The organism is Mesorhizobium sp. C120A, assembly GCF_030323105.1.
Classification (GTDB): domain Bacteria; phylum Pseudomonadota; class Alphaproteobacteria; order Rhizobiales; family Rhizobiaceae; genus Mesorhizobium.
In genome coordinates this window covers 3,043,465-3,070,168 of sequence record NZ_CP100476.1, presented here as the reverse complement: position 1 = coordinate 3,070,168, position 26,704 = coordinate 3,043,465, and the positions used below count along the sequence as shown (strand labels likewise).

Here is a 26,704-nt window from a genome sequence, read left to right as displayed (position 1 = left end):
CCGCTTCACACTTTTCGGCATCATGCTCTAGGGATGACATGAAGAATGGCGGAATATTCAGCCCTTTCGCTTCTCACGAACGCGCTCAAGGGAAACAAGGACTGGAAGCCGGCTTGGCGCAAGCCCGACCCCAAGGCTTCCTATGACGTCATCATCATCGGTGGCGGCGGCCACGGCCTGTCGACGGCGTACTATCTGGCCAAGGAGCACGGCATCACCAATGTCGCGGTGCTGGAAAAGGGCTGGCTGGGTTCCGGCAATGTCGGCCGTAACACCACGGCGGTGCGCTCCAACTACCTTTTGCCGTCCAACACCCGCTTCTACGAACATTCGATGAAGATGTGGGAGAACCTTTCGCACGACCTCAACTACAACGTCATGTTCTCGCAGCGCGGCTGCCTGAATCTGGCTCACACGCCGGGCCAGTTCGACGACCTGGCAAGGCGCGGCAACGCCATGCGCCATCTCGGCGTCGATGCCGAGCTGATGAGCACCGCCGAGATCGCGCGCCTGGTCCCGGCGCTGGACATGTCGGCCTCCGCGCGCTTTCCCATCGTCGGCGGCCTGATGCAGCCGCGCGCCGGCACCGCCCGTCACGATGCGGTTGCCTGGGGCTATGCCCGCGGCGCCGACCGACGCGGCGTCGACATCGTCGAGAATTGCGAGGTCACCGGCTTCCTGCGCGACGGCGACCGCATCACCGGCGTGCAGACGACGCGCGGAGAGATCCGCGGCAAGAAAGTCGCCGTGGCCGTTGCCGGCAGCACCGGACGGGTGATGCAGCTTGCCGGCATCGACAGGATGCCGATCGAGAGCCATGTGCTGCAGGCCTTCGTCACCGAATCGCTGAAACCTTTCGTCGACACGGTGCTGACCTTCGGCATGGGTCATTTCTACATGTCGCAGTCCGACAAGGGCGGCCTCGTCTACGGCGGTGACATCGACGGCTACAACAGCTACGCTCAGCGCGGCAACCTGCCCATCGTCGATGAGGTGATGAGCGAGATGCTGGCGCTGTTTCCCGGCCTTGCGCGTGTACGCATGCTGCGCTCCTGGGGCGGCGTCTGCGACATGTCAATGGACGGTTCGCCGATCATCACCACCGGCCCGCTGCCCGGCATGTATCTCAACTGCGGCTGGTGCTATGGGGGCTTCAAGGCGACGCCGGCCTCGGGCTGGTGCTTTGCATACACCATCGCCAAGGACGAACCGCACGCGTTCAACGCGCCGTTCACGCTCGACCGTTTTTATCGCGGCCTAGTGATTGACGACAAGGGCCAGGGCGCAACGCCCCGGCTGCATTAGGGTTCAAACAAATGCTTATCACTTGTCCCTATTGCGGCCCGCGCGACGTCATCGAGTTCACCTATCAGGGCGACGGCAACCGCGAGCGCCCGCAGCCCAACTCGCAGGACCTCGACGCCTGGAACGCCTATGTCTACGATCGGCTGAACCCGGCCGGCGACCACAATGAGATCTGGCAGCATTCGGGCGGCTGCCGCACCCATCTGAGGATGGTGCGCAACACGGTCACGCATGAGATTTCCAGCACCGGTTTCGCCCGCGGCGACCACAATGCCGCCGCCCGGGACAAAGCCGGAGGCAAGTCGTGAGCCCGCGCCGCACCGAGACCGGCGGCCGCGTCGACCGGCTGCGCACCATCCGCTTCACCTTCGATGGCACGCCCTACACCGGCCATGCCGGCGACACGCTGGCCTCGGCGCTGCTTGCTAACGGCGTCACGCTTTTCGGCCGCTCATTCAAATACCACCGCCCACGCGGCCTGCTCTCGGCCGGCGTCGAGGAACCGAACGCGCTGGTGACGGTGCTGCGCGGCGAAGTGCGCGAGCCCAACATCGCCGCAACCATGGTCGAGATCTATGACGGGCTGGTGGCCGTCAGCCAGAACCGCTTTCCCTCGCTCGCCTGGGACATCAACGCCGTCAACCAGCTCGGCGGCAAGATCCTGGCCGCCGGCTTCTACTACAAGACCTTCATGGGCCCTGTCTTCGGCCCCCTGAAAGGCACCCGCTTCTGGATGTTCTGCGAGCATTTCATCCGCCGCGCCGCCGGCCTGGGCCGCGCCGGTATTGCCGCCGACACCTCGCGCTACGAGCGCATGAACGCGTTTTGCGACGTGCTGGTGGTCGGCTCCGGCCCGGCCGGCCTGTCAGCCGCCAAGGCCGCTGCCGACCAGGGCGCGCGCGTCATCCTGGCCGAACTCGAGCCGCGTTTCGGCGGCTCGGCCAACTGGTCCGGCGAGGCCATCGACGGCGCGCCGGCCGCCGACTGGGCGGCGCGCGCCGTCAGCCAGCTCGAAGGCCATGATACGGTCCGCCTGCTGCCGCGCACCACGGTGTGGGGCTATTACGACGGCAACACGCTAGCCGCGCTCGAGCGCGTCACCGACCACAAGGAAACGCCCGGCAAGGGCGAGCCGCGCCATCGCTACTGGGCGATCCGCGCCAAGACGGTGGTGCTGGCCACCGGCTCTTTCGAGCGGCCGCTTGTGTTCCCCGGCAATGACCGGCCGGGCGTCATGCTGGCGCATGCCGCCGAGCGCTATGCTAACGATTATGGCGTGCTGCCCGGCGACAGGATCGCGCTGTTCACCAACAATGACAGCGCCTATCGCTCGGCGCTGGCGCTGAGGAAGGCCGGGGCGGCTATTGTCGCCATCGTCGATGTGCGCCCCGAGCTTTCGGCCGAAATGCGCAGCCTCGCCACCGAGGCCGAAGCCGAAATCCTCTCCGGCCATGCCGTGGTCGCCACCGAAGGCGGCAAGGCGCTCTCCGGCCTCAAGGTGCAGCGCTTCGACATGACCTCGGGCGCGCTCAGCGGTGACGCCCGCAGCATCCACGCCGATAGCCTGCTGATGTCGGGCGGCTGGTCGCCGACCATCCACCTCGCCAGCCAGGCTGGCGCGAGAGCCGAGTGGAATCCTGCCCGCCAGGCCTTCCTGCCGCCAAAGCAAACGCAACAGCGCTGGCCAAATCAGCAATGGATTGGTGCGGGTGCTTTCAACGGCAGCTTCTCGACCATCGAAGCGATCACTGAGGGCCGCGCAGCCGGCCTGTCCGCAGCGGGCGGAGCGGCTGCGCCGGCAGCCTTGCCGGATGTCGAAGCAGCCCCGGGAAACCCAGATCCGGCCCCGGTGTTCGAGATCAAGGCGAAAGGCAAAAGCTTCGTCGACTTCCAGCATGATGTCACCGCCGAGGACGTGCGGCTGGCGCATCGCGAAGGCTTCGTCTCGGTCGAGCACCTGAAGCGCTACACCACGCTCGGCATGGCGACGGACCAGGGCAAGAATTCCAACGTGCCGGGTCTCGCCATCATGGCCGAGGCGCTGGGCAAACCGATCCCCGAAGTCGGCGCGACCCGCTTCCGCCCGCCCTATTCGGCGGTCTCCATCGGCTCGCTCGCGGCCGAGCGCTTCGGCGATCTGAAACCCGAGCGCCTGACGCCCATGCATGACTGGCACCTCGCCAATGGCGCAACGATGTATTCCGCTGGCCTCTGGTATCGACCAATGATCTACGGCCTTGCCGGCGAGACGGTCGAGCAGGCCTATGTCCGCGAAGCCAGGGCGACGCGCGAAAGCGCCGGCATCGTCGACGTCTCGACGCTGGGCAAGATCGCCGTGCAGGGACCGGACGCCGGTGAATTCCTCGACCGCGTCTACACCAACATGTTTTCCACCCTCCCCGTCGGCAAGGCCCGCTACGGCCTGATGCTGCGCGAGGATGGGCTGGCCTTCGACGACGGCACCACATGGCGGCTTGGCGAACAGGATTTCCTGATGACGACCACCACGGCCAACGCCGGCAAGGTGATGCAGCATCTGGAATATTTCCTCGACGTCATCTGGCCGGAACTCAAAGTGCATGTCACCTCGGCAACCGACGAATGGGCGGGCGCGGCCATCGGCGGGCCGAAGGCGCGGGCCATCCTCGCCGCCTGTGTCACGGGCACCGCCGTCGACAACACAGCCCTGCCCTTCATGGGCATCGTGCGCGGCGAGATATCAGGCGTGCCGGTGATGATTTGCCGGCTGTCCTTCTCCGGAGAAATGGCCTTCGAGATCTATTCCGGCGCCGGCTACGGCACCCATGTCTGGCAAGCCCTTGTCGAAGCCGGCAAGCCGTTCGGCCTGGTCACCTACGGGCTGGAGGCGTTGGGCACGATGCGCATCGAAAAGGGCCATGTCACCGGCGCGGAGATCGACGGCCGCACCACGGCGCGCGACCTGCATCTCGACTGGATGCTGTCGAAGAAGAAGCCGTTCATCGGCTCGGCGATGATGGACCGCGAAGGCCTGATCGCGCCCGAGCGGCTGCAGCTGGTCGGCCTGGTCTCGCTCGACAACCGGCCGTTCAATGGCGGCGCCCACCTCGTCGAGGAACTGGACGAAGCCAATCCGCACGATTCCATCGGCCACATCACCGCCTGCTGCTATTCGCCGGCGCTGGGCAAGCACATCGCGCTGGCTTTGGTCGAGGGCGGCAAGGCGCGCCATGGCACCCGGGCATTCGTCTCCGATCCGCTGCGCAAGCGGTTCGGGCCGGTCGAAATCGTCTCCAACCATTTCTACGACCCGGACGGGAGCCGCATGCATGGCTGAGCGCCAATCAACCGAACGCCAATCACCCGAGCGCCTCTCGCCGCTCGAGCCGGTGTTCCATCGGGGTTCGCACGGCAATTTCGAGCATGGCGTCGATGTCATCCTGACCGAAATCAGGCCAGGCTCGATCCTGCAACTGGCCGCATGGCCGGGCGCGGAAAAGCAGCTGATCGAGGCGATCGGCAAGGTCACCGGGCTCGCTTTGCCCGACGGTGCCGGCGGCGGTCTCGCCAAGTTCGGCAAGGCCGTGTTCGGTTTCGCGCCTGGAAAATTCACGGTCGTCGACGATGCCGAGGGCCTGGCGGCGCGTTTTGCCGGGGACGTAACCCCGGCAATCGGCACGATCACCGACCTGTCGCATGGCCGCACCGCTATCCGCATCGCCGGCCCTAAGGCCGAATGGGTGCTGGCGAAATTCTTCGCCATCGACTTTGCGCTGCCCGCCTTCCCCATAGGCTCCGGCCGTTCGACCACCCATCACGACGTCTTTGCGCAGATCCAGCGCACCGGCGCCGACCAGTTCGACATCTATGTCTTCCGCTCCTTCGCCCGCTCGTTCTGGAAGGCGCTCTGCCATGCCAGCGAGGAGGTCGGCTACGAGGTTCAGTAGGGCCGACAGCCGTTCTGGCCTCAAGGCCAGCCGGTTCTGCCGCTAGAGAATGCTCCAATGGAAGCCCATGGTGGGGAACGTGGCCCAACCGGCCCAGGGGATTAAAAAGATCCCGTCTCATAGTCGGCATCGTCGTTTGGTTCGAACATCCCCATGACCGCAGAACTATCCGCCGGCGCCACGGATCGCGCCGATGTGTCGGCTAGAGCCTTGCTCCTGCTGCCGCTGACGGTCGCCTGCGGCGTGTTCATGACCAGCCTCGACCAGAATGTCGTGGTCACCGCCCTGCCCGGCATCAGCGACAGCCTCGGCCGGCCGCCGAGCCAGCTCGGTCTGTTGATCACCGTCTATGTCGCCAGCCTGATCATCTCGATGCCGCTCGGCGGCTGGGCCGCCGACCGCTTCGGCCTGCGCAACGTTTACTGCTTCGCCTTGCTGGTGTTCGCCGCGTCATCGGCGCTGTGCGGATTGTCCAACGACATCTGGACGCTGGTCGGCGCCCGCGCGCTGCAAGGCTTCGGCGGCGCCTTGATGGGGACGCTCGGCCAGGTCGTCATCCTGTCGACCTTCCCGCGCAGCCGCATGCTGAAAATCAACATGTATATCTCACTGGCCGGCCAGTCCGGACCGCTGGTCGGCCCGCTCGTCGGCGGCGCGCTGACGACTTACATTTCATGGCGCTGGATCTTCTTCATCAACGTGCCGTTCGCGCTGGCGGCGGCCGTTCTTGCCGCCTCGCTGTTTCCGACGGTTACCAAACCGGTGCGCACGCAGTTCGATTTTCCGGGCTTCCTGCTGGTCGGCGGCGGCATGGTCCTGCTGGTCTTCGGCATGGATTCGCTTGCGGCCAAAGACGCTGCCGGCAGCATGATCGCGGCCGAGCTGGCGCTGGCGATCGTCATCCTGACGCTTGCCTCCTTCTACTGCCTGCGCGCCCGCAACCCCTTGCTTGACCTGAAACTCCTGCGCATCCGCACCTTTCGCATCTCATTCCTCACCGGTGGTGGGCTGGACACGATCGGCCTGAGCTCGGTCGTTTTCCTTTTGCCGCTGATGTTCCAGCTCGGCTTCGGCATGAGCGCGGTGCAGGCGGGATCGCTGACTTTCGTCGCCGCAATCGGCTCGCTGATCATGCGTGTGTTCATGCCGCGCCTGCTCAACCGTTTCGGCTTTCGCCGCGTGCTGGTCGTCAACACGCCGATCGTTGCTGCCATGGTAGCGGGCTTCGCCTTGATTGAGGCGACAACGCCGGTTTGGATCGTGCTAGCCTATATCTTTGCCTTCGGCGTTCTGCGCTCGGCGCAGTGGGCTTCGACCGGCAATCTCGCCTATTCCGACATCGCGCCCGACCAGCTCGCCCGCTTTAGCGCGCTCTACTACATACTGTGGCAGTTGGGGGTGGCGATCAGCGTCGGCCTGGCGGCGGCGCTGTTGTCGTTCCTGGCTGGCGGCGGGCCGGCGGTGACCAGCGATTTCCGCATCCTGTTCGTGGTCGAGGGCGTCATCACGTTGTGCGCGCTGATCGCCTATCTCAGACTGACACCGCAGGACGGTGCCCATGTCAGCGGCCATGGCGCGCAGATGAACGTGGAATAAGGCCCCGGTAGCCGAGGCCTAGCCGCTGAACGTCACCCACTCTTCCAGCGGCACGCGGTCGGTGCGGAAGTCGTTTTCGGGTTTCGACGTATCCTCGAGGCCGAGCGCCATGCCGCAGACGACGATCTCCTCGTCGGGGATGTTGAGCACCGGCCGGATCTGCCGGTGATAGGGCGCGAAGGCGGCCTGCGGGCAGGTGTGCAGGCCCCTGCCTCGCGCCGCCACCATGATGTTCTGCAGGAACATTCCGTAGTCGATCCACGAGCCCTGGTTCAGCCGCCGGTCGATGGTGAAGATCATGCCGACCGGCGCGTCGAAGAAGACGAAGTTGCGGTCGTGCTGGGCGCGCATCTTGTCGACCTCGCGGCGGCCGATGCCGAGTGCCCCATAGAGCCCGAAACCGTTGGCGCGGCGGCGGGTGAGATACGGCTCGAAGAACTGGGTGGGGTAATAGCGATACTCGTCCCAATCGGCCTTTTCGGCGCGGATACCGGAATTCAGGATGGCATTGGTGATCTGCTGCTTGACCTCGCCCTTGACGACATAGACCCGCCAGGGCTGCATATTGGTGCCCGAAGGCGCGCGCGCGGCGACGCCAAGAATGGCTCGGATCGTCTCGTCATCGACCATGTCGGGCAGGAAGGCGCGCACTGAACGGCGCGAGATGATCGCCTCGTCGACAACAGCCGCGTTATGCGCTGCCAGGCCGTTTTTTTCCAGCATGGGCCGTCCCTTTGCGCACACTTCGAAAGCCGAACCGGCTATCGGAAAAGACCTTGCGCAGATTTCAATCCTTGGTCGCCGACCCGCATTCCCACACCCGCCGCTCGTGCCAGAGCCTTTGCATGAACCGCCAAAATCGCGCAAGCAAATCTTGTGTGTCCATGAAAATTCGCTTGATTTTTTCACGGACATGAGCTCTCATGAAATTCATTTCCAGTTTTTCATCAAGTGAGCGTTTTGGCCCCAGCTATCCCCAAAACATTGCAGGGACCTGACGAGCGCCTGCTGGCGAGTGACATCCGTGCGCTGCGCAAGGCGCGCGGGCTGACGCTGGCTGAGATCGCGCTGAAGCTTGGTCGCTCCGTCGGCTGGGTCAGCCAGGTCGAGCGCGGCCTGTCTATCCCTTCGCTTGGCGACCTCAGGGCCTTCGCAGACCTGTTCGGCGTGCCACTCAGCCTGTTCTTCAGCCACGACGTGCCGATCGAAAAGGAGCGCGGCGTTGTAGTGCGCGCCGGCAGCCGGCGCACGCTTGGCACAAGCGAATCCGGCCTGGTGGAGGAGCTTCTGTCGCCCGATCTCGGCGGTAGTTTCGAGATGGTGCGTTCGATCTTCGCGCCGGGCGCCGAGATGAAGAGCGAGCAGCTGCGGCCGACCGAGGAAGCCGGCTACATCGCCTCTGGCATTTTCGAGATCGAGATCGCCGGCGTCTGGCACCGTCTTGTCGAAGGCGATTCCTTCCGCTTCGAGCGCAAGCCGTACCGCTGGCGCAATCCCGGCAGCGAGCCGGCCGTGGTCATCTGGGTGGTTTCGCCGCCTGTTTATTGAATGCATGTCGCCCAAAAGTGTGCAGCGGTTTTGGGACAACGACATGCATCAAGCAAAAAATAGAAGCGCAGCGCGCTTCAGGTTTGGGAGAAGAATATGGCCGGTTTGCCGACCACGGCACGCGTGGTGATCATCGGAGGCGGTGTCGTCGGCACCTCCTCGCTCTACCACCTTTGCGAGGCGGGCTGGACCGATTGCGTGCTGCTTGAAAAGAACGAGCTGACATCGGGCTCGACCTGGCATGCCGCCGGCAATGTGCCGACCTTCTCGTCGTCCTGGTCGCTGATGAACATGCAGCGCTATTCGACCGAGCTCTATCGCGGCTTGGCTGATGCCGTCGACTATCCCATGAACTACCACATTACCGGCTCGCTGCGGCTCGCCCACACCAAGGAGCGCATGCAGGAGTTCCAGCGCGCCAAGGGCATGGGCCGCTACCAGGGCATGGACATCGACATTGTCGGCCCTGATGAGATCAAGCGCCGCTATCCCTTCATCGAGACGCATGAATTGAAAGGCGCGCTCTATGATCCAAACGACGGCGACATCGACCCCGCGCAGCTGACGCAGGCACTTGCCAAGGGTGCGCGCGACATGGGGGCAAAGATCATCCGCTTCTGCCCGACCACGGGCGTGCGCCGTGAGAACGACGAATGGGTGGTTGTCACCCCGCAAGGCGAAATCCGCTGCGAGATCGTCGTCAATGCCGCCGGCTACCGTGCCGCCGAAGTCGGCAAAATGTTCGGCCGCGACGTCCCGATGATGGTGATGAGCCATCAGTACATCTTGTTCGAGGAGATACCCGAACTGGTGGCGTGGTCGAAGGAGCAGGGCAAGAAGCTGCCGCTGCTGCGCGACGTCGACACCTCCTACTATCTGCGCCAGGAAAAGAACGGCATGAATCTCGGCCCCTATGAGCGCAATTGCCGCGCGCATTGGGCGACCCACAACGACCCGATGCCGGAGGATTTTTCCTTCCAGCTCTTCCCCGACGATCTCGACCGTCTCGAGCACTACCTTGCCGATGCCGTAGCCCGCGTGCCAATTCTCGGCACTGCCGGCCTGTCCAAGGTGATCAACGGGCCGATCCCTTACGCGCCGGACGGCAATCCGCTGATCGGTCCGATGCCCGGCGTTCCCAACGCGTTCGAGGCCTGTGTCTTCACCTTCGGCATCGCCCAGGGCGGCGGCGCCGGCAAGGTGCTGGCCGAATGGGTTACGCAGGGCCAGACCGAATGGGACATGTGGTCTTGCGATCCGCGCCGTTTCACCAGCTTTGCGGCCGCCCCCGACTATAGCGTCGCCAAGGGCATGGAGATCTACGGCAACGAATACGCCATCCAGTTCCCGCGCCATGCCTGGCCGGCCGGGCGCGACCGCAAGCTGTCGCCGATCCACGATCGCATCAAGGCGCTCGGCGCCCAGTTCGACGCCTATAATGGCTGGGAGCGTGCCACCTGGTATGCGCAACCCGGTGACGACACGTCGGAAGAAGCAACACTCACCTTCCGCCGCGACGGGCCGTGGCAGCACCGCGTGCGCGAAGAATGCTTGGCGGTGCGCGACGCCGCCTGCATTCTCGACCTGCCCGGCTTCTCGCGCTTCAACCTCGAAGGTCCTGGCGCAGCCGAATGGCTGGCACTGCAGGTCACCGGTCTGGTGCCCAAGCCCGGCCGAATCGGCCTCGCCTATTTCGCCGACGACAAGGGCCGCATCGTCACCGAGATGTCGGTGGTGCGCCATGGCGAAGAGCAGATGACGCTGATCACCGCGGCGGTAGCGCAGTGGCACGATTTCGAATGGCTGAAGTCGCGCCTGCCGAAGGACGCGGCTTTCACCCTCACCGACAGGACCGAAGACTATTCGACGCAAATCCTCGCCGGCCCCAATTCGCGCAAGATCCTGGCCGATGTCTGTGGCGCGGATCTCTCGCTGCCCTGGCTGACGCATCAGGAAACCACCATCGCCGGCCGCTGGGCGAAGCTGGTGCGGGTATCCTTCGCCGGCGAACTCGGCTGGGAAATCCACACCAAGGTGGGAGACACCGCCGCCATCTTCGACGCCATCTGGGCGGCGGGACAAAAACACGGTCTGAAACCGTTCGGCATGTATGCGCTGGATTCGCTGCGCCTCGAAAAGGGCTACCGGACCTGGAAGGGCGACCTGTCGACCGACTATACGGTCCTGCAGGGCGGGCTCGAGCGCTTCGTCAAATGGGACAAGCCCGACTTCCGCGGCAAGGCAGCCCTGCAGAACGAAAAGCAGCAAGGCGTGAAGAAGCGCTTCGTCACGCTGGTGGTCGAAAACCCAGGCGATTGCGACGCGCCGTCCGTGTCGACGCTCTGGCATGACGGCAAGATCGTCGGCGAGACGACGTCCGGCGGCTGGGGGTATCGCATCGACAAATCGATCGCGCTCGGCATGCTGCGCGCCGACCTGGCTGAACCCGATACCGCGATCGAGATTGAAATTTTTGGCGATCGTTTCAAGGCAGTCGTGCAGAAAGACGAGCCGCTGTGGGATCCGAAAAACGAAAGACTGAGAGCATGAAGAAAGTCATTCTCACCGATGGCGGCATGGGCCAGGAACTGGTCCGCCGCAGCAGCTCCGAGCTGACGCCGCTCTGGTCGGCCAGGGTGCTGATCGACGAGCCGGATCTGGTGCGTGACCTGCATGCCGAATTCATCCGGGCCGGCGCTCGCGTCATCACCATCAACACCTATTCGGCAACGCCGGAGCGGCTCGCGCGGGAAGGAGCAGAAGACCTCTTCAAGCCCTTGCAGAAGCGCGGCATCGAATTGGCAAGACAGGCACGCGACGAGGCAGGCGATGCAGCGATCGCCGGCTGCCTGTCACCGCTGTTCGGCAGCTATGCGCCGGCGCTGACCATATCGTTCCAGGAGACGCTGGACATCTATCGCCGCATCGTCGCAGAGCAGGCCGATGGCGTCGACCTGTTCCTGTGCGAGACCATGGCCTCAGCCGAGGAAGGCCGTGCGGCCGTTACCGCTGCGTCGGAAAGCGGCAAACCTGTCTGGGTATCTTGGACGCTCGCCGATCACGGCGCGGCGCGGCTGCGCAGCGGCGAAACAATAGCGGCAGCGGCGGACGCCCTCGACGGCCTGACGGTTGCAGCGCGCCTGGTGAATTGCTGCCGGCCAGAAACTATCGCCGCGGCACTGCCCGAATTGATTGCCCTCGGCGGCCCGGTCGGCGCCTATGCCAATGGCTTCACCTCTGTCGAAGCGCTCAAGCATGGCGGAACGGTCGAAGTGCTGCACGCACGCCACGACCTTGATCCGGATGCCTATGCCGACCAGGCGCTCGGCTGGGTCGCCGCTGGCGCCACCATCGTCGGCGGCTGCTGCGAAGTCGGCCCTGCCCACACCGCCGCCTTGCGCGACCGGCTCGAACAGGCCGGCCACGAAATCTCGGGAGTATCCTGATGCCCAGACCATCATCGCGCATTTCTGGCATCGTGCCTTCGGGCAAGGATGGCTGGGAGGTCCACACCGAGGCATGGGCCCGCAAGGAGGCGGGCCAGGACATCATCATGCTGTCGGTCGGCGACCATGATTTCGATACGCCGAGCCAGACCATCGAAGCCTGCGTGACGGCGGTTCGCGGCAGCAACCACCACTACACCCCGCTTCCCGGCGTTCCGCGCCTGCGCAGGGCGATGGCGGCGGCCTCGACCGCCTGCACCGGGGTCGAGACGAGCCCCGACCAGGTGATCGCCACGCCGGGCGGTCAGGCCGCCCTTTACGCGGCGGTGCAGGCCGTTCTCGACCAGGGCGACCACGCTATCGTGGTGGCGCCCTACTACGCGACTTATCCCAACACCTTCAGCGCCGCCGGCGCCAGCTTCACCGTCGTCGAGACGCCGGCCGGAGACGGTTTCCAGCCGCACGCCGAGATGATCCGCGCGGCGCTCAAGCCCAACACGCGCGCCATTTTGATCAACACGCCGAACAACCCGACCGGCGCCGTCTATTCGCGTGAGCGTCTGGAAGAGCTGGCCGAGATCTGCCGCGAGCACGATCTCTGGCTGCTGTCGGACGAGGTCTACTGGACGCTCGGCGGCGGCGAGCACATCTCGCCGCGCGGCCTGCCCGGCATGGCGGAGCGCACGCTGGTCATCAATTCGATGTCCAAGAGCCATGGCATGACCGGCTGGCGCATGGGCTGGCTGACCGGCCCAGCGCAGATGATCACGCTGTTGACCAATCTCAATCTGGTGACGACCTACGGCCTGCCGGCCTTCATCTCGATCGCCTGCGCCGAGGCGCTGGAGAACCGCTTTGGCGTCAGGGAGATCGCCGAACGCTATGCGGCGCGCCGCACCGTCCTGCTCGACGCCGTGCGCGGCATGAACAATATCAGCGTGCACGGCTCCGAGGGCGGCATGTATGTCATGCTCGACATCTCCGCAGTCGAGCCCGACGACGAGAAATTCGCCTGGGCCTTTCTCGACCAGGAGAGTGTCGGCGTCATGCCGGGTTCCAGCTTCGGCAAGGCCGCTGCCGGCCACATCCGCATCAGCCTCTGCCAACCGGAGCCGGTGCTTCAGGAAGCCGCAAAACGCCTGCGCCGCTTCGCATCCGGCTATCGCCGCGAGGCCGCATGACCAGAAGCATTCCCACCAACGCCCGCGCGGTTATTATCGGCGGCGGTGTCTCCGGCTGTTCGGTCGCCTACCACCTGGCCAAGCTCGGCTGGACCGACATCGTGCTGCTGGAACGCAAGCAGCTGACCTCGGGAACGACCTGGCACGCCGCCGGCCTGATCGGCCAGCTGCGCGGCTCGCAGAACATGACGCGGCTGGCGAAATATTCGGCCGACCTCTACGTCAAGCTGGAAGCCGAAACGGAAGTCGGCACCGGCATGCGCCAGGTCGGCTCGATCACCGTGGCGCTGACCGAGGAGCGCAAGCACGAGATTTACCGGCAGGCCTCGCTCGCCCGCGCCTTCGATGTCGATGTGCGCGAGATTTCGCCGAACGAAGTCAAGGCAATGTACCCGCATCTCAACGTGTCCGACGTGGTCGGCGCCGTGCATCTGCCGCTCGACGGCCAGTGCGATCCCGCCAACATCGCCATGGCGCTGGCCAAGGGCGCCCGCCAGCGTGGCGCCGCCATCGTCGAGAATGTGAAGGTCACCAAGGTCCATACCAAGGCCGGTCGCGTCACCGGTGTGTCGTGGGCGCAAGGCGAGGATCAGGGAACGATCGAGGCCGACATCGTCGTCAACTGCGCCGGCATGTGGGCGCGCGAGCTCGGCGCCCAGAACGGCGTCACCATCCCGCTGCATGCCTGCGAACATTTTTATCTCGTCACCGAGCCGATCCCCGGGCTCGGTCGTCTACCGGTGCTGCGCGTTCCCGATGAATGCGCCTACTACAAGGAAGACGCCGGCAAGATGATGCTCGGCGCCTTCGAGCCGGTGGCCAAGCCCTGGGGCATGGACGGCATAAGCGAGGATTTCTGCTTCGACCAGTTGCCGGAGGACATGGAGCATTTCGAGCCGATCCTCGAAATGGGCGTCAACCGCATGCCGATGCTGGCAACCGCCGGCATTCACACCTTCTTCAACGGCCCCGAAAGCTTTACCCCCGACGACCGCTACTATCTCGGCGAGGCCCCGGAACTCCGTGGCTACTGGATGGCGACCGGCTACAATTCCATCGGCATCGTCTCGTCCGGCGGCGCCGGCATGGCGCTGGCGCAGTGGATCAATGACGGCGAAGCGCCCTTCGACCTCTGGGAAGTCGACATCCGCCGCGCCCAGCCATTCCAGAAGAACCGTAGGTATCTCAAGGAGCGTGTCTCCGAAACACTCGGCCTGCTCTATGCCGACCATTTCCCCTACCGGCAGATGGCAACGTCCAGGAATGTCAGGCGCTCGCCCCTGCACGAACAGCTGAAGGCGCGCGGCGCCGTGTTCGGCGAAGTCGCCGGCTGGGAGCGCGCCAACTGGTTCGCCCGCGAGGGACAGGAGCGCGAATATCGCTATTCCTGGAAGCGGCAGAACTGGTTCGACAACCAGCGCGAGGAACATCTGGCGGTCCGCAACAAGGTCGCCCTGTTCGACATGACCTCGTTCGGCAAGATCCGTGTCGAAGGCCGCGACGCCTGCGCCTTCCTGCAAAGGCTCTGCGCCAACGACATGGATGGGGCGCCCGGCAAGATCGTCTACACCCAGATGCTCAACCAGCGCGGCGGCATCGAGAGCGATCTGACGGTATCGCGGCTATCTGAGACCGCCTACTTCCTCGTCGTGCCGGGCGCGACGCTGCAACGCGACCTCGCCTGGCTGCGCCGGCATGTCGGCGATGAATTCGTAGTCATCACCGATGTCACGGCAGCTGAGGCCGTGCTCTGCCTGATGGGTCCAGATGCGCGAAAACTGATCCAGAAGGTCAGCCCTAATGATTTTTCCAATGAGAACAATCCGTTCGGCACCTTCCAGGAGATCGAGATCGGCATGGGCCTCGCCCGCGCGCACCGCGTCACCTATGTCGGCGAACTCGGCTGGGAACTTTATGTCTCGACCGACCAGGCGGCCCATGTCTTCGAGGCGATCGATGAGGCGGGGGCGGATGTCGGCCTGCAACTTTGCGGCCTGCATACGCTGGATTCCTGCCGCATCGAAAAGGCGTTTCGGCATTTCGGCCACGACATCACCGACGAGGACAATGTGCTGGAGGCCGGCCTCGGCTTTGCGGTCAAAACCGCCAAGGGCGAGTTCATCGGCCGCGATGCGGTGCTGAAGAAAAAAGAAGCCGGCCTGTCGCGCCGGCTGGTGCAGTTCCGGCTGAAGGACCCGCAGCCTCTGCTCTTCCACAACGAGGCGATCCTTCGCGACGGCAAGATCGTCGGCCCGATCACATCAGGCAACTACGGCCACCATCTCGGCGGCGCGATCGGGCTGGGCTATGTGCCCTGCCAGGGCGAGAGCGAGGCGGATCTGCTGGCCTCGTCCTACGAGATCGAGATCGCCGGCGAGCGCTTTCCGGCGGAAGCATCGCTGAAACCGATGTACGATCCCAAGGCGGAACGGACGAGGATGTAGCACCTTTTTACCCTCACCTTGTGGGGAGGGTCGGCTCGCAGTCGGAGCGAAGCGGCTTTTCCGAAGCGGGTGGGGGGGTGCGCCCTACGAGACCCCCCACCCCGCTTCGCAAATGCCGCCTTGCGGCATTTGCTGCGCGACCCTCCCCACAAGGGCGAGGGTGAAGAAGCTCAAAACCGCTCCAGCTTCGCCCGCACTTTCACCAGAAACGCCGCCCTCGTCCTTGGCGTCGAGGCGTCCATCAGGTAGTGCGCCAGGAAAAACGTCCGGCAGCGGCGGGCGCACAGCGCGCGCATACCGCGCAGCAAGGTCTTGCGGCCGGGCTGGCCGACGACGACGCTCCACCAGGTCGGCGCGCCGCAGGTGGTAATGACGCCGACCCTGGTGACATGTGTCATCAGCGACGTGATGCGCCCCTTGCCCAGCTTGAAGGCGACATCGGTCGCCCAGACCCGGTCGAGCCAGCCCTTCAGCATGGCCGGCAGCCCGTACCACCAGGTCGGATAGATGAACAGGATCGCCTCAGCCCAGGCGAGATGCTCGAAATGCGGTTTTAGGGCCGGATCCTCCGGCGCCCGCTCATTGTAGGCGCGTCGCTCTTCGCAGCCCATCACCGGATCGAATTTCTCCGCATAGAGGTCGAGCAGCCGCACCTCCCAGCCGCGTGCCTTCAGCACATCGACTGCGGCATCTCTGATGGCGGCGCAAAAGCTTTCGGGCACCGGATGGCAATAGACCACCAGCACGCGCATCAGAATTCATCCATCCCGGCCGCGACCTTGGCCATGAAGGCTGCCCGCGTCTCGTCGGTCGACAGGTTCATCGAATAATGAGCGAGGTAGGACACCGAGGCGCCGGGCCTGATCGTCGCGCGCAGCATCCGCTTGACCAATCTGCGTGGCGGATCGCCCATCAGCATGGCGCGGAAGCGGCTGCCGCCATAGGTGGTGACGGCGGTCAGCTTGCGGATGTTGTGGAGCGAAGGCTGCGCCTTGCCGTCGACCAATTTGAACGACACGCCGGGCAGAAACACGCGGTCGAAAAAGCCTTTCAGGATGGCCGGGAAGCCGTAGTTCCAGACGGGATATGACAGCACCAGCGCCTCGGCCTTGAGCAGCCGCTCGACATAGGGCGCGGCCGGGTCCGCAGGGCTGCGTTGGTTATGATAATCCAGCCTCTCCCCGCGCGTCAGCCTGGGGTCGAAATCCTCTGCATAGAGATCGCAATCGTCGACCTCATGGCCGGCGGCCGTCAGCCGCTCGACGATCGTGCGGTGCAGGCCTGCATTGAAGCTGGTCTCCACCGGGTGTGCGTAGAGGACGAGGACTTTCATGGGGAAATGCTTGCGAGGTGGGCGCGAGGCACCCCCCTCTGCCCTGCCGGGCATCTCCCCCGCAAGGGGGGAGATCGGACTGCCGCATCGCTTTCACTAATTGTCAGCGTGTCAGATTGGCCGCGGCGTTCAGGCTGCCAATCTCCCCCCTTGCGGGGGGTGAGAAGTGGTCGGCGAAGCCGATGGGAAGCCAATTGCTTGGCTTTCCAAACGACGAACGCCCGAAGCGGCAGCGTAGGGCCTGTGCCGGCAGGACAGAGGGGGGTGCTCAAGCTCAAACCTCTGCTCATTCTGCTTTCTGCAAACCCTTGAACAAAAAAGTCCGGCCCGAGCGATAGTCGTAATCCGGATTTTCCCAGGCGATCATCTTGCCGGGATTGAGCAGGCCTTGCGGATCGGTCTCGCGCTTGAAGGCGAGCTGGATTTCATCCGTCTGCTTCATGCCGCCCTCTTCCAGCGTGTAGCGGTGCGGGTTGAAGATCGGGCAGCCGTTCTCCTCATGCAGCCGGATGATTTCGTTGAGCCGCGCCTCGGTGGTGAATTTCACCAGCGGCAGGCCGAAGCAGGTGATGTTGCCGTCGAGGCGCACGAATTCGAGATGCGAAAAGACCTCGTTCGGAAACATCGCGTCCATCTTCTCCACCAGCGCCAGCTGGTTGGGAAACGGATAGAGCGATTGCAGATAGGTGATCGCGGGATCGACCCGCAGTGCCCTGAGCGTGGTGTGGTTCCACGCCAGTTCGAAGCCCGGCGGCAGGCCCTTTTTCTCTTCGTCCGTTGCCGTCGCCGCATTGAAGATGACTTCGCCGCCGGCGCGGCGGGTGAAGGCGAGGAACGCGTCTAGCCCATGCCGGGCAACCATGACGACGCAGATGCTTTGCCCGTCCCGGAAGAACTTCTGGTGGCGCTTGAAATAGAGCTGCGGCACGGGCGCGGCGATCGGCGTGATCAGCTTGGTCAGGATGCCGTCCTGGCGTGCCAGCGCGTTGCCGTAGCGGGCTGCCGGCATGAAAGCGTCGAAGCCGACGATCACGTCGATCCATTCATAGGCTGCAGTCAGCGGCATCTCGACCTCGGTGATGATGCCGTTGGTGCCATAGGCGTGGGTGACCTTGTGCAGGTCCTCGCCGGCGAGTTCGAGCGCCTTCGGCTCCGCCTCCATAGTGACGACGCGCAGGCGCAGCACATTGCCGAAATCACGCAGACCGCCGAAATTGATCGAGCCAACGCCGCCCGAGCCGCCGGCGATGAAGCCGCCGATCGAGGCGGTGTTGTAGGTCGACGGCGACAGCCGCAGTTCCTGCCCGGAATGCGCGCGCGTCGCTCTGTCGATGTCGGCGAGGATCGCGCCCGGCCCGGTGACGACGCGGCCCGGCGCTATGGCCTTGATCTCGTTCATCTCGGCAAGGTTCAAAACCACGCCGCCCGATAGCGGCATCGCCTGACCGTAATTGCCGGTGCCGCTGCCGCGCGGCGTCACCGGAACGCCATGACGGTGGCAAGCGGTAAGCACGCGGATCAGTTCGGCCTCGTTCCTGGGCGTCACGATCAGGTCGCCGGTGACGTGGTCGAGCTGCTGCTTCAGCACCGGGCTGTACCAGTAGAAGTCGCGGCTCTTCTGCTGGACGATGGCCGGATTGTCGTCGAGCTTTATCCCGTCGAGATCACGTTTGAGCGCCGAAACATCCATCATTCCACCATCAGTTCGTCGAGCTCGGCATAGTCGGGCAATTGCCTGTCGATCGCTCGGCCGTTGCGCACGACGATGCGATCCGATTCGGGCCGCGACAGCAATTCCGTCCAGCTCCGCCCTTTGAAGACGATGAAATCGGCGCTGCCACCGGCTGCCAGTGTCCCGACACCATCGAGCCGCATCACCTTGGCCGGCGTCGCCGCCACCGTCTGCGGCCAGTCGCCGACCGGATGGTCGAAATGCAGGATGCGCGTCGCCATGCGGTAGACCTCCAGCATGTCGAGATCGCCATAGGCATAGAAAGGATCGCGGGTGTTGTCGGAGGCGACCGCGACCGCAATGCCCCTCGCCTTCATCTCGTGCAGCAAGGTCACGCCGCGCCAGCGTGGCGTGGTCTGGTCGGCGCGCCGGTCCTGCAGATAGAGATTGCACATTGGCAGCGACACCACCGCCAGCCGCGCCTTGGCGACCTTGTCCAGCGTATCGAGCACGTCGAGGTCCGGCTGGCGCGCCAGCGAGCAGCAATGTCCCACCAGGATGTTGCCCCCAAAACCGTTCCAGAGTGCAGCCTCGGCAATCTTCTTCAGCGAGATCGCCGCGATGTCGTCGGTCTCGTCGGCGTGGAAATCGAGATCGAGCCCGTGTTTGTTCGCCTCGGCGAACACCTTGTCGAGAAGCTCTTCGAGATCCGGCACCATATAGGTGACGACGCCGAGGACGCCCTTGGCCGCAGCCACGCGCTTGGCCAATTTCTCGAACCACTTGCTGTCGCGCACGCCTTCGATGCCGAGCAGGCAGGCCGCCTGCAGTTCGATGCGACCGCGCCATTTCTCCCGCATCGCCTCGAACACCGGCCAGGAGATCTCCTCCTGCGGCGGCACGCTGTCGAGATGCGTGCGCAGCGCCTTGGTGCCGTGCGCGAAGGCCGAGCGCAAAGAGAAATCCATGCGCCGCGCCACGTCCTCGGCGCTCCAGCGCGCTGCACGGTCGGCGCCGGTGGCATTGAGCGCGCCCATGAAACTGCCGTCGGGATTGGGTTTGCGCGGCCAGATCTGGCCCTTGTCGATATGGGTGTGGCAGTCGACGAAGCACGGCAGGATGATGCGGCCGGCAAGGTCGATGGCGGTGGCTGGCGCTTTTGATTTCTTGTGCGCGGCGATGCTGGAGAGCTTACCGTCGGCGACGGCGATGTCGGCCAGCGCGAAACCGTCGGTGTCGTAAGTGGGGGCAAGACCTGATGTCAGCGACCGGTGAAGGCGGACGTTGGTGAGATGGTACGAGCCAGAGGTCGGTATCAAGGACCGCCCCCCTCTGCCCTGCCGGGCATCTCCCCCTCAAGGGGGGAGATTGGCAGCTTTTCCGACAGCACCCGTCTTCCAACGTCGATAATTGGCGAAATCCCGGATGACGTCCAATCTCCCCCCTTGAGGGGGAGATGGCCGGCAGGCCAGAGGGGGGTGTTTCGCGCCAGCATCTCAATCACGTCACCCAACCCCCTACCGCTCATGCTTCAGCGCGCTCTCGTGCCAGCGGCGCAGGATGAGATGCGACACCAGCGACAGCACCAGGAAGATCAATATGCCGGTGAGCGAGATCAGGATCAGCGCCGCGAACAGCCTGGGCGCGTTGAGCCGGTAGCCGGCCTCGATGATCCGCGAGGCGAGCCCTGAGGATTGTCCCTGCGCGCCGGCGACGAACTCGGCCACCACGGCGCCGATCAGCGACAGGCCGCCGGCGATCTTCAGGCCTCCTAGAAAATACGGCATGGCCGCCGGCAGTCTGAGATAGCGCAATTGCTGCCAGCGCGTCGCGCCGTTGAGCTTGAACATGTCGCGCAGATTGCGGTCGACCGAATTGAGGCCGAGCGTGGTGTTGGACAGGATCGGGAAGAACGCGACGATCCAGGCGCAAAGCAAAAGCTTCACCGTCTGGTTGTCCACATAGATGTTGATGAGCGGGAAGACCGCCACGATCGGCGTTACCTGCAGCACGATGGCGAAGGGAAAGAACGACATCTCCACCCATTTCGATTGCGCAAACAGCACCGCCAGTCCGACGCCGCCGACCACTGCAAGCAACAGACTGAGGAAGGTTATGCGCAACGTGACCAGCAGCGCGGAGAACAGGAGCCCGGCATCGCTATAGAGCGTCCACAGCACCACGCCGGGGCGCGGCAGAATATATTGCGGGATCGCGTTCCACACGCAGATGCGGTCCCACAGCCAGATCGCCAGGATCATGATCGCCAAAGGCAGGACCCACCGGCCGATCCGCTCCAGCCGCTCCTGGCGTACGCGGCCGGCCTCTTCCGCGTCGAGCGTTGCGGCATTCTGATCAATGGCCGTCATGGTGCGGTCCGGCTGATGTGTTGATGGCGTTGACCAGGATGTCCGAGGCCTGGCGGCAGAGCGCGGCATAGTCGGGCGAGGTGCGAAACACCTCGTCGCGTGGATAGGCGGCATCGATTGCCAACTCGGCATGGACGCGGCCCGGCCGCGCCGCCATGACGACGACGCGGTTTGACAGGAACACGCTTTCGAAGACGCTGTGGGTGACGAAGACGACGGTGAAGCGCTCGTCCTGCCACAGCTCCAGAAGGTCGTTGTTGAGCTTGAAGCGGGTGATCTCGTCGAGTGCCGCGAACGGCTCGTCCATCAACAGAATGCGCGGCTTCGTCACCATCGCGCGTGCGATCGAGACGCGCATCTTCATGCCGCCGGAAAGTTCGCGCGGCACGGCGTTTTCGAAACCGGTCAGGTGCACCCGCTCCAGCATCTCCATCACCACCGGCGCCGCCTTGGCACGCGACACGCCTTTCAGCCTGAGCGGCAACCAGACATTGTCGAAGACATCGGCCCAGGGCAGCAGCGTCGGTTCCTGGAAGACGAAGCCGATATTGGCGCGGTCGATCGAACCGCCCCAGTCGAGTTGACCGGATGTCGGCGTCGACAGGCCCGCGATCAGCCTCAACGCCGTCGACTTGCCGCAGCCGGACGGCCCGAGCAGGCTGACAAAATCGCCCTCGCGGATGGCGAGATCGACGTCGCTCAATGCAGTCACGCCATTGGAAAACACCTTGCCGACATGGCGCAGCGTCAGCAGCATCGGGCCTTCACCCGATGCCGTCATGGGCGCCTGCGCCATCTTTTCCAGCTTCACGATTACTTCTTCAGCTCGATTCCGACACCTTTGTTGATGAAGGCCAGCGTATAGGCCTTCTTGATATCGATGCCCTCGGGCGTGACCTTGGCCTTGACCATCTTGTCATAAAAGCTCTTGATCCGGTCTTCGTTCATGGCGCCGATGCCGAGCTTTTCGGTGTCGCCGGAATCGGCCAGGCCGAACTTCTTCATCTGCTCGATCGAGAAGGCAATCTGCTCGTCGCTCATGTCGGGATTGTCTTTCTTGATCATCTCGTTGGCGGCCTTGTTGTCGCCGTAGAGGTAGTTGTACCAGCCCTTGGCCGAGCCATCGACGAAGCACTGGACCACCTCCGGCCGCTTGTCGATCGTGTCCTGCATCACCTCGATCGTCGTCGAATAGGTGTCCCAGCCATAGTCGGCCAGCAGGAACTGGTTGGGCACGAAGCCGCCTTCCTTCTTGACCGCAAAAGGCTCCGAGGTGACGTAACCCTGCTGGATCGACTTCTTGTTGGCTAGGAATGGAGCGGTGTTGTAGGTGTAGGGCACGCGCTTGGCGGCATCGAAACCGAGTTCGATGACCATCCACTGGAAGAAGGTCTGGACGCCCTCGTCGCCGAGAATGTACTGGTCGGCGTTCTTCAAATCCTCCCACTTGTCCAGCCCCTGCCCCGGGTGGGACATGATGACTTGAGGGTCCTTCTGGAAATCGGCGGCGACGACGCGCATCGGGATGCCCTGCTGGACGGCGTCGAAGGCCGACAGCAGATTGCCGCCCATGTAGAAATCGAGCTTGCCGGCCAGCAGCAGCGGCCGCCCGCTGACCTGCGGACCTCCCTGCGAAATCGTCACGTCGAGGCCACATGCAGCGTAGGTGCCGTCGGCGACGGCCTGGTAGTAGCCGCCATGCTCGGGCTCGGCCAGCCAGTTGGTGCCGAAGGTGACCTTCTCGTTTGCTGCCGCGCCGAACGTGCCGGCTCCAAGCAGCGCGACCGCAAGCGCTGAAATCTTCTGTTTTCCGTACATCGACACCACCCTTTGTTGGCTCCGGAGCGTCACGCGCCGGGCTCGACACCATTGATCCAAGAAGCAAGACACATGCCACCGCCCAGGCCGCCTGCTTGCGCGGCAGTCACTGCCAACACCGGACGGGTCATGCTGTGCGGGAGGCATCGTGCCTATTTTTTGGACGCCTGTCCACAATCGCCCTTGTGCCATGCACCACATCTTGAACGTACTATCGGTCACGTCTTAGGCTGGTCTCGCAGACAGGAGATTGCCATGTTCAGATACCTCGCGCCGAAGTCGATCAAGCCGCCTTTCGCCCGCTACAGCCACGGCGTCGAGGTGCCGCCAGGCAAGCGGCTGGTTCTGTGCTCCGGTCAGGTCGCCATCACGGCGGACGACCAGATCCCCGAGGATGCCGGCGCGCAGGCCGAGCTCTGCTTTCAAAACATAGCGGCGATTCTGGCTGAAGCCGGGCTGGGGCTAGGCGACATCGTGCGCATCAACGCCTATGTCACCGACCGCGCCTTTCTGCGGCCCTATATGGACGTCCGCGACCGCTTGTTTGCCAGCCCCGCGCCCGCCTCGACGCTGATGATCGTGTCAGGCTTTGCGCGGCCGGAATTCAAGGTCGAGGTCGAGGCGATTGCTGCCGGGTGATCGACAGGCGACGTTTGGCGCGCTAGGTCTCCCTCACAGTCAAGAGGCATGACATGACCGTTGCAAACAGACGCGTTTGGTGGGGCGACTACCGGACCACCGAATACGCCGCGATCGATCCGGAGGCGACGATTGCCGTGCTGCCGGTGGCGGCGATCGAGCAGCACGGCCCGCATCTGCCTGTATCAACCGATACCTCGATCATGAACGGCATGCTGGAGACGGTCATCGCCCGCCTGCCCGGCGATCTCGACATCCGCATCCTGCCGGTCCAAACGGTCGGCAAGTCGAACGAGCATCTGCAGGCGCCGGGCACGCTCACCCTGCCGGCGGCCACCCTGGTCGATGCCTGGACCGAGCTTGGCCTGTCCGTTGCCCGCGCAGGCGTAAGGAAACTGATCGTCGTCAACTCGCATGGCGGCAATGAAGAGATCATGGGCATCGTCACGCGCGAGCTGCGCGTGCGTGAGAGGATGCTGGCGGTGAAGACCAGCTGGCAGCGCTTCGGCCGCCCCGCCGGCATGTACACCGAGCTGGAAGACCGCCATGGCATCCATGGCGGCGACGTCGAGACCTCGTTGATGCTGCATTTTCGCCCGGAGTTAGTCGACATGGCCAAGGCCGACAATTTCGCCTCCAAGGTCGCCCGCGCCGAAACCGAATTTGCGCTGCTGCGCCACACCGGAACGCACGCTTTCGCCTGGATCGCTGGGGATCTCAACCCCAACGGCGTGGTCGGCGATGCCAGCATTGCCACGGCCGAGAAAGGCCGACTGACGGCGGAGCATCAGGCCGACGGCTTCATCACCCTGTTGAAGGATGTGCGCAAGGCGAAGCTTGCCGACTGGCTGGCATAGCGGGCCGCCTTAGCCGTCGATCTTCAACACGAAAGGCGTACCCTCAAAAGCATCGGCGCCGCGTCCGATCGCCTCGATCGCTTCGATCATGCGGCCTTGTCGTGAGAGAAGAGCATCCGCGACGGCGATCAACCGTGGATTGGGTGTCGCCGAGGGCGAAAGCTTCCGCAATGTCTGCGCAAGTTCGACTTCGTCGCGCTTCGGGGCGAGCGCCGCCGCAATGATATAGGCCGAGGCGGTCGAGCGGCTGATGCCGGCATAGCAATGGACGACCATGGGTTTGGCGCGGTCCCATTTCCGGGCGAAATCGAGCAGATTGCGCACATGGCCTTCGCCGGGCATGGTCATGCCGTCCTGCGCCACCGCGATGTCGTGCATGACCAGATGCAGGTGGTTTTCCCTCACGATTGAGGCCGGCCGCGTCACCTCGGTGCCGGCAGCGAGCAGCGACAGCACGCGCTCGGCGCCGCTTTTGGCCACCGTCTCCTCAAGCTTTGCCAGCGAACAGATATGGATCATGGCGCGATCTCCTTCGACCCATCGTCGCGCCGTGCGTGCCAGTCGGCAAGCGCCGATTCGAGCCGCTGCCATTCCTCCTGACTTCCAGGCAGCCCCGCGCGGAGCACCTGGGGACGCTCGGAAAAATGCCTGAGCAATATGCCGCGCTCACCGAGCGTCGAAAACAGCCCCGGTGCATCGGCAAGCCGGAGATAGCGAAACAGCGTCGTGCCGCCGGCGACAGCAACGCCAAAGCGCGAAAGCAGCGCATCGAGCCGCGCCGCATCCTGCGCCAGCCGCCGCCGCATGTCGGCCTGCCAGCCGCTGTCGGCAAGCGCGCGGATGCCGTATTCGAGCGCTGGGCCGGCGACCGCCCAAGGGCCGAATTGCGTTTCAAGCCTTTCGACCGTCACCGCATCGGAAAGTGCGAAGCCGAGCCGCAGGCCGGCGAGACCGAAGAACTTGCCAAACGAGCGCAGCACGACGATGCCGCCCCGCCCGACATCGCCGGCCAGGCTTTCCGCGTGCGGGCCGACATCCATGAAGGCTTCGTCGACGACCAGCAGACCGCCTATGGCGCGCAATGTCTCGGCAAGCCGAAGCAGCCTCTCCCGCGACACGACGCGCCCGTCGGGATTGTTGGGATTGACGACGATGGCAATTTCGGCTCCCGCAAGCGCCTCGAAATCGTCGACCTCCGCCACCGCATGGCCGGCAATCGCGGCGGCCCTGGCATGCTCGGCATAGGTCGGCCCGAGCACCAGCGCCTTGCCGGGGCTGACCAGCGAGGCGACGCGCGGCAGCAGGATCTGCGTGCCCGGGGCGACCGCCACATTCTCGGCCGAAGGCGCGCCATAGGCGCCGGCCGCGACCCTGGCCAGCTCACACAGGCGCGCGGCCTCCGGCAATCGTGACAGGGCGGTGGCGGGCAGCTCGAAAAGCGGGTAGGAGTGCGGATTGATACCTGTCGAGAGATCGACGAAAGGTTGTGGCGCGTGAGGGAAGAGCGCCTTCGCCCGGCCAAGGGATCCACCGTGATCCACCACAGTAATCGCTCCATCAGAAAGCTTCATGTCGATCCTGATCGCTTTCCTGTCGCTGGCCATCGAACGCATCCTGGGTTACCCGGACTGGCTGTTCCGTGCCGTCGGCCATCCCGTCACCTGGTTCGGCAGGCTGATAGCCTTTCTCGACCTCAGGCTCAACCGCGACACTGATTCCGACGCGCTGCGTCGCCGCCGCGGCGTGCAGGCGCTGCTGGTGATCGTGCTGGTGCCGGCGGCAATCGCCTTCATCGTGCAAATCCTGCTCTGGCAGGTCTTTCCTGCCGGCATGATCATCACGGCAATCCTGGCCTCGTCGCTGCTGTCGCAAAAGAGCCTTACCGAACATGTCGAGGCGGTGGCCGATTCGCTGGATACCGGCGGGCTGGCGCTCGGCCGCATTGCGGTTGCGCGCATCGTCGGTCGCGATCCAGAGAAGCTCGACCATGCCGGCGTCAGCCGCGCCGCCATCGAAAGCCTGGCCGAGAATTTCTCCGACGGCATCGTTGCGCCCGCCTTCTGGACAGGTGTCTGCGGTCTGGCCGGCGGCGTGGCCTACAAGGCCGCCAACACCGCCGATTCGATGATCGGCCACCGCACCCCGCACCACGAGGCCTTCGGCCGCGCGGCAGCACTCTTCGACGACTGGATCAACCTGCCGGCGTCCCGGCTGACCGCGTTGCTGATCGTTGCCGCCGCCTTTCTCGTTGACGGCGCCGATCCCCGCAACGCCTGGCAAGCAGTGCGGCGCGACGCCAAAAAGCACCGCTCGCCCAATGCCGGCTGGCCGGAAGCGGCAATGGCCGGCGCACTCGGCCTGTCGCTCGCCGGCCCGCGCAGCTATGGCGGCGTCATCATCGAGGACGCCTATATGGGCGAAGGCGGCCGCCGCGAGGCCGACAGCACCGACATCCGGCGGGCGCTGAAACTTTACCAGATAGCAGACTATCTGCTGATCGCGCTGTTTGGATTGCTCTCCGCGGTCGTCATCTACCTGGATGTTTTGATCTCGCAGTAGATGCGCCGCCT

At 64.4% G+C, this 26,704-nt stretch carries 23 protein-coding genes; 13 read left to right on the top strand and 10 right to left on the bottom strand.

All coding sequences use genetic code 11. From position 1 onward, the window contains the following. Positions 1 to 45 precede the first annotated feature (45 nt). The 5 genes from NL532_RS14845 to NL532_RS14825 all read left to right on the top strand — a co-directional run bounded on the left by NL532_RS14845 (position 46) and on the right by NL532_RS14825 (position 6,827). Complete coding sequence (locus NL532_RS14845; protein ID WP_023670368.1) at positions 46 to 1,305, top strand: sarcosine oxidase subunit beta family protein; 1,260 nt, start codon at positions 46 to 48, stop codon at positions 1,303 to 1,305. Positions 1,306 to 1,316: 11 nt separating this feature from the next. Then, the gene (locus NL532_RS14840) at positions 1,317 to 1,613 is read left to right on the top strand and encodes a sarcosine oxidase subunit delta (RefSeq protein ID WP_023829403.1); all 297 of its coding nucleotides are present in this window, start codon (positions 1,317 to 1,319) and stop codon (positions 1,611 to 1,613) included. Beyond that, positions 1,610 to 4,621 (top strand): sarcosine oxidase subunit alpha, encoded by a 3,012-nt coding sequence (locus NL532_RS14835; protein ID WP_023829404.1) that lies wholly within the window; start codon positions 1,610 to 1,612, stop codon positions 4,619 to 4,621. Before NL532_RS14840 ends, NL532_RS14835 begins: the two co-directional genes overlap by 4 nt. Continuing rightward, entirely contained in the window at positions 4,614 to 5,231 is a 618-nt protein-coding gene (locus NL532_RS14830) for a sarcosine oxidase subunit gamma (RefSeq protein ID WP_050587437.1), read from the top strand. Before NL532_RS14835 ends, NL532_RS14830 begins: the two co-directional genes overlap by 8 nt. A 153-nt stretch (positions 5,232 to 5,384) precedes the next feature. Further along, complete coding sequence (locus NL532_RS14825; protein WP_023829405.1) at positions 5,385 to 6,827, top strand: MFS transporter; 1,443 nt, start codon at positions 5,385 to 5,387, stop codon at positions 6,825 to 6,827. A gap of 18 nt (positions 6,828 to 6,845) precedes the next feature. On the opposite strand, the gene NL532_RS14820 is transcribed toward NL532_RS14825, so the two are convergent. Next, positions 6,846 to 7,550, bottom strand: coding sequence for a nitroreductase (locus NL532_RS14820; protein WP_023725586.1), 705 nt, complete (start codon positions 7,548 to 7,550; stop codon positions 6,846 to 6,848). Between the two features lie 282 nt (positions 7,551 to 7,832). On the opposite strand from NL532_RS14820, the gene NL532_RS14815 reads away from it, so the two are divergent. The 5 genes from NL532_RS14815 to NL532_RS14795 all read left to right on the top strand — a co-directional run bounded on the left by NL532_RS14815 (position 7,833) and on the right by NL532_RS14795 (position 15,446). Then, on the top strand, positions 7,833 to 8,375 hold the full coding sequence (locus NL532_RS14815) for a helix-turn-helix domain-containing protein (protein WP_023815506.1): 543 nt from the start codon (positions 7,833 to 7,835) through the stop codon (positions 8,373 to 8,375). Positions 8,376 to 8,471: 96 nt separating this feature from the next. Further along, positions 8,472 to 10,925, top strand: coding sequence for a GcvT family protein (locus NL532_RS14810; protein WP_023815507.1), 2,454 nt, complete (start codon positions 8,472 to 8,474; stop codon positions 10,923 to 10,925). Further along, positions 10,922 to 11,821: a homocysteine S-methyltransferase family protein gene (locus NL532_RS14805; protein WP_023815508.1), complete on the top strand. Its 900-nt coding sequence runs from the start codon at positions 10,922 to 10,924 to the stop codon at positions 11,819 to 11,821. Before NL532_RS14810 ends, NL532_RS14805 begins: the two co-directional genes overlap by 4 nt. Further along, positions 11,821 to 13,002 carry a pyridoxal phosphate-dependent aminotransferase gene (locus tag NL532_RS14800; protein ID WP_023670766.1) on the top strand — a complete coding sequence of 394 codons (1,182 nt, stop codon included), beginning with the start codon at positions 11,821 to 11,823 and terminating at the stop codon, positions 13,000 to 13,002. The genes NL532_RS14805 and NL532_RS14800 overlap by 1 nt, the downstream gene beginning before the upstream one ends. After that, positions 12,999 to 15,446 (top strand): GcvT family protein, encoded by a 2,448-nt coding sequence (locus tag NL532_RS14795; RefSeq protein ID WP_023829406.1) that lies wholly within the window; start codon positions 12,999 to 13,001, stop codon positions 15,444 to 15,446. Before NL532_RS14800 ends, NL532_RS14795 begins: the two co-directional genes overlap by 4 nt. Positions 15,447 to 15,616: 170 nt before the next feature. Here the strand turns inward: NL532_RS14795 and NL532_RS14790 are convergent, their stop codons facing one another. From NL532_RS14790 to NL532_RS14760, 7 genes are all read right to left on the bottom strand, one after another. Then, a complete protein-coding gene (locus NL532_RS14790) occupies positions 15,617 to 16,198 on the bottom strand; it encodes an NAD(P)H-dependent oxidoreductase (protein WP_023690990.1) in 582 nt (193 codons plus the stop codon). Next, a complete protein-coding gene (locus NL532_RS14785; RefSeq protein WP_023700354.1) occupies positions 16,198 to 16,779 on the bottom strand; it encodes an NAD(P)H-dependent oxidoreductase in 582 nt (193 codons plus the stop codon). Before NL532_RS14785 ends, NL532_RS14790 begins: the two co-directional genes overlap by 1 nt. A gap of 286 nt (positions 16,780 to 17,065) precedes the next feature. Further along, positions 17,066 to 18,469 carry an FAD-binding oxidoreductase gene (locus tag NL532_RS14780; RefSeq protein WP_031196657.1) on the bottom strand — a complete coding sequence of 468 codons (1,404 nt, stop codon included), beginning with the start codon at positions 18,467 to 18,469 and terminating at the stop codon, positions 17,066 to 17,068. Then, entirely contained in the window at positions 18,469 to 19,770 is a 1,302-nt protein-coding gene (locus NL532_RS14775; protein ID WP_023823090.1) for a cytosine deaminase, read from the bottom strand. Before NL532_RS14775 ends, NL532_RS14780 begins: the two co-directional genes overlap by 1 nt. A gap of 198 nt (positions 19,771 to 19,968) precedes the next feature. Continuing rightward, entirely contained in the window at positions 19,969 to 20,820 is an 852-nt protein-coding gene (locus NL532_RS14770; protein WP_023690276.1) for an ABC transporter permease, read from the bottom strand. After that, on the bottom strand, positions 20,807 to 21,631 hold the full coding sequence (locus NL532_RS14765) for an ABC transporter ATP-binding protein (protein ID WP_023690277.1): 825 nt from the start codon (positions 21,629 to 21,631) through the stop codon (positions 20,807 to 20,809). The genes NL532_RS14770 and NL532_RS14765 overlap by 14 nt, the downstream gene beginning before the upstream one ends. 2 nt (positions 21,632 to 21,633) lie before the next feature. Then, positions 21,634 to 22,638, bottom strand: a complete 1,005-nt coding sequence (locus NL532_RS14760; RefSeq protein ID WP_023670774.1) for an ABC transporter substrate-binding protein — start codon at positions 22,636 to 22,638, stop codon at positions 21,634 to 21,636. 255 nt (positions 22,639 to 22,893) lie between these two features. Here NL532_RS14760 and NL532_RS14755 point away from each other — a divergent pair, with 255 nt between their 5' ends. Together NL532_RS14755 and NL532_RS14750 are read left to right on the top strand one after the other, a co-directional pair. Further along, positions 22,894 to 23,277: a RidA family protein gene (locus NL532_RS14755; protein ID WP_023670775.1), complete on the top strand. Its 384-nt coding sequence runs from the start codon at positions 22,894 to 22,896 to the stop codon at positions 23,275 to 23,277. Between the two features lie 53 nt (positions 23,278 to 23,330). Continuing rightward, complete coding sequence (locus NL532_RS14750) at positions 23,331 to 24,134, top strand: creatininase family protein (protein WP_023670776.1); 804 nt, start codon at positions 23,331 to 23,333, stop codon at positions 24,132 to 24,134. A 9-nt stretch (positions 24,135 to 24,143) separates the two neighbouring features. On the opposite strand, the gene NL532_RS14745 is transcribed toward NL532_RS14750, so the two are convergent. Together NL532_RS14745 and cobD are read right to left on the bottom strand one after the other, a co-directional pair. Next, positions 24,144 to 24,653 carry a tyrosine phosphatase family protein gene (locus NL532_RS14745; protein WP_023753454.1) on the bottom strand — a complete coding sequence of 170 codons (510 nt, stop codon included), beginning with the start codon at positions 24,651 to 24,653 and terminating at the stop codon, positions 24,144 to 24,146. Next, positions 24,650 to 25,705 carry a threonine-phosphate decarboxylase CobD gene (gene cobD, locus NL532_RS14740; protein WP_023753455.1) on the bottom strand — a complete coding sequence of 352 codons (1,056 nt, stop codon included), beginning with the start codon at positions 25,703 to 25,705 and terminating at the stop codon, positions 24,650 to 24,652. The genes NL532_RS14745 and cobD overlap by 4 nt, the downstream gene beginning before the upstream one ends. Here cobD and cbiB point away from each other — a divergent pair. Beyond that, complete coding sequence (cbiB, locus tag NL532_RS14735) at positions 25,704 to 26,693, top strand: adenosylcobinamide-phosphate synthase CbiB (RefSeq protein WP_023829407.1); 990 nt, start codon at positions 25,704 to 25,706, stop codon at positions 26,691 to 26,693. The two genes, cobD and cbiB, sit on opposite strands and share 2 nt — an antisense overlap. The last annotated feature ends 11 nt before the right edge of the window (positions 26,694 to 26,704 follow it).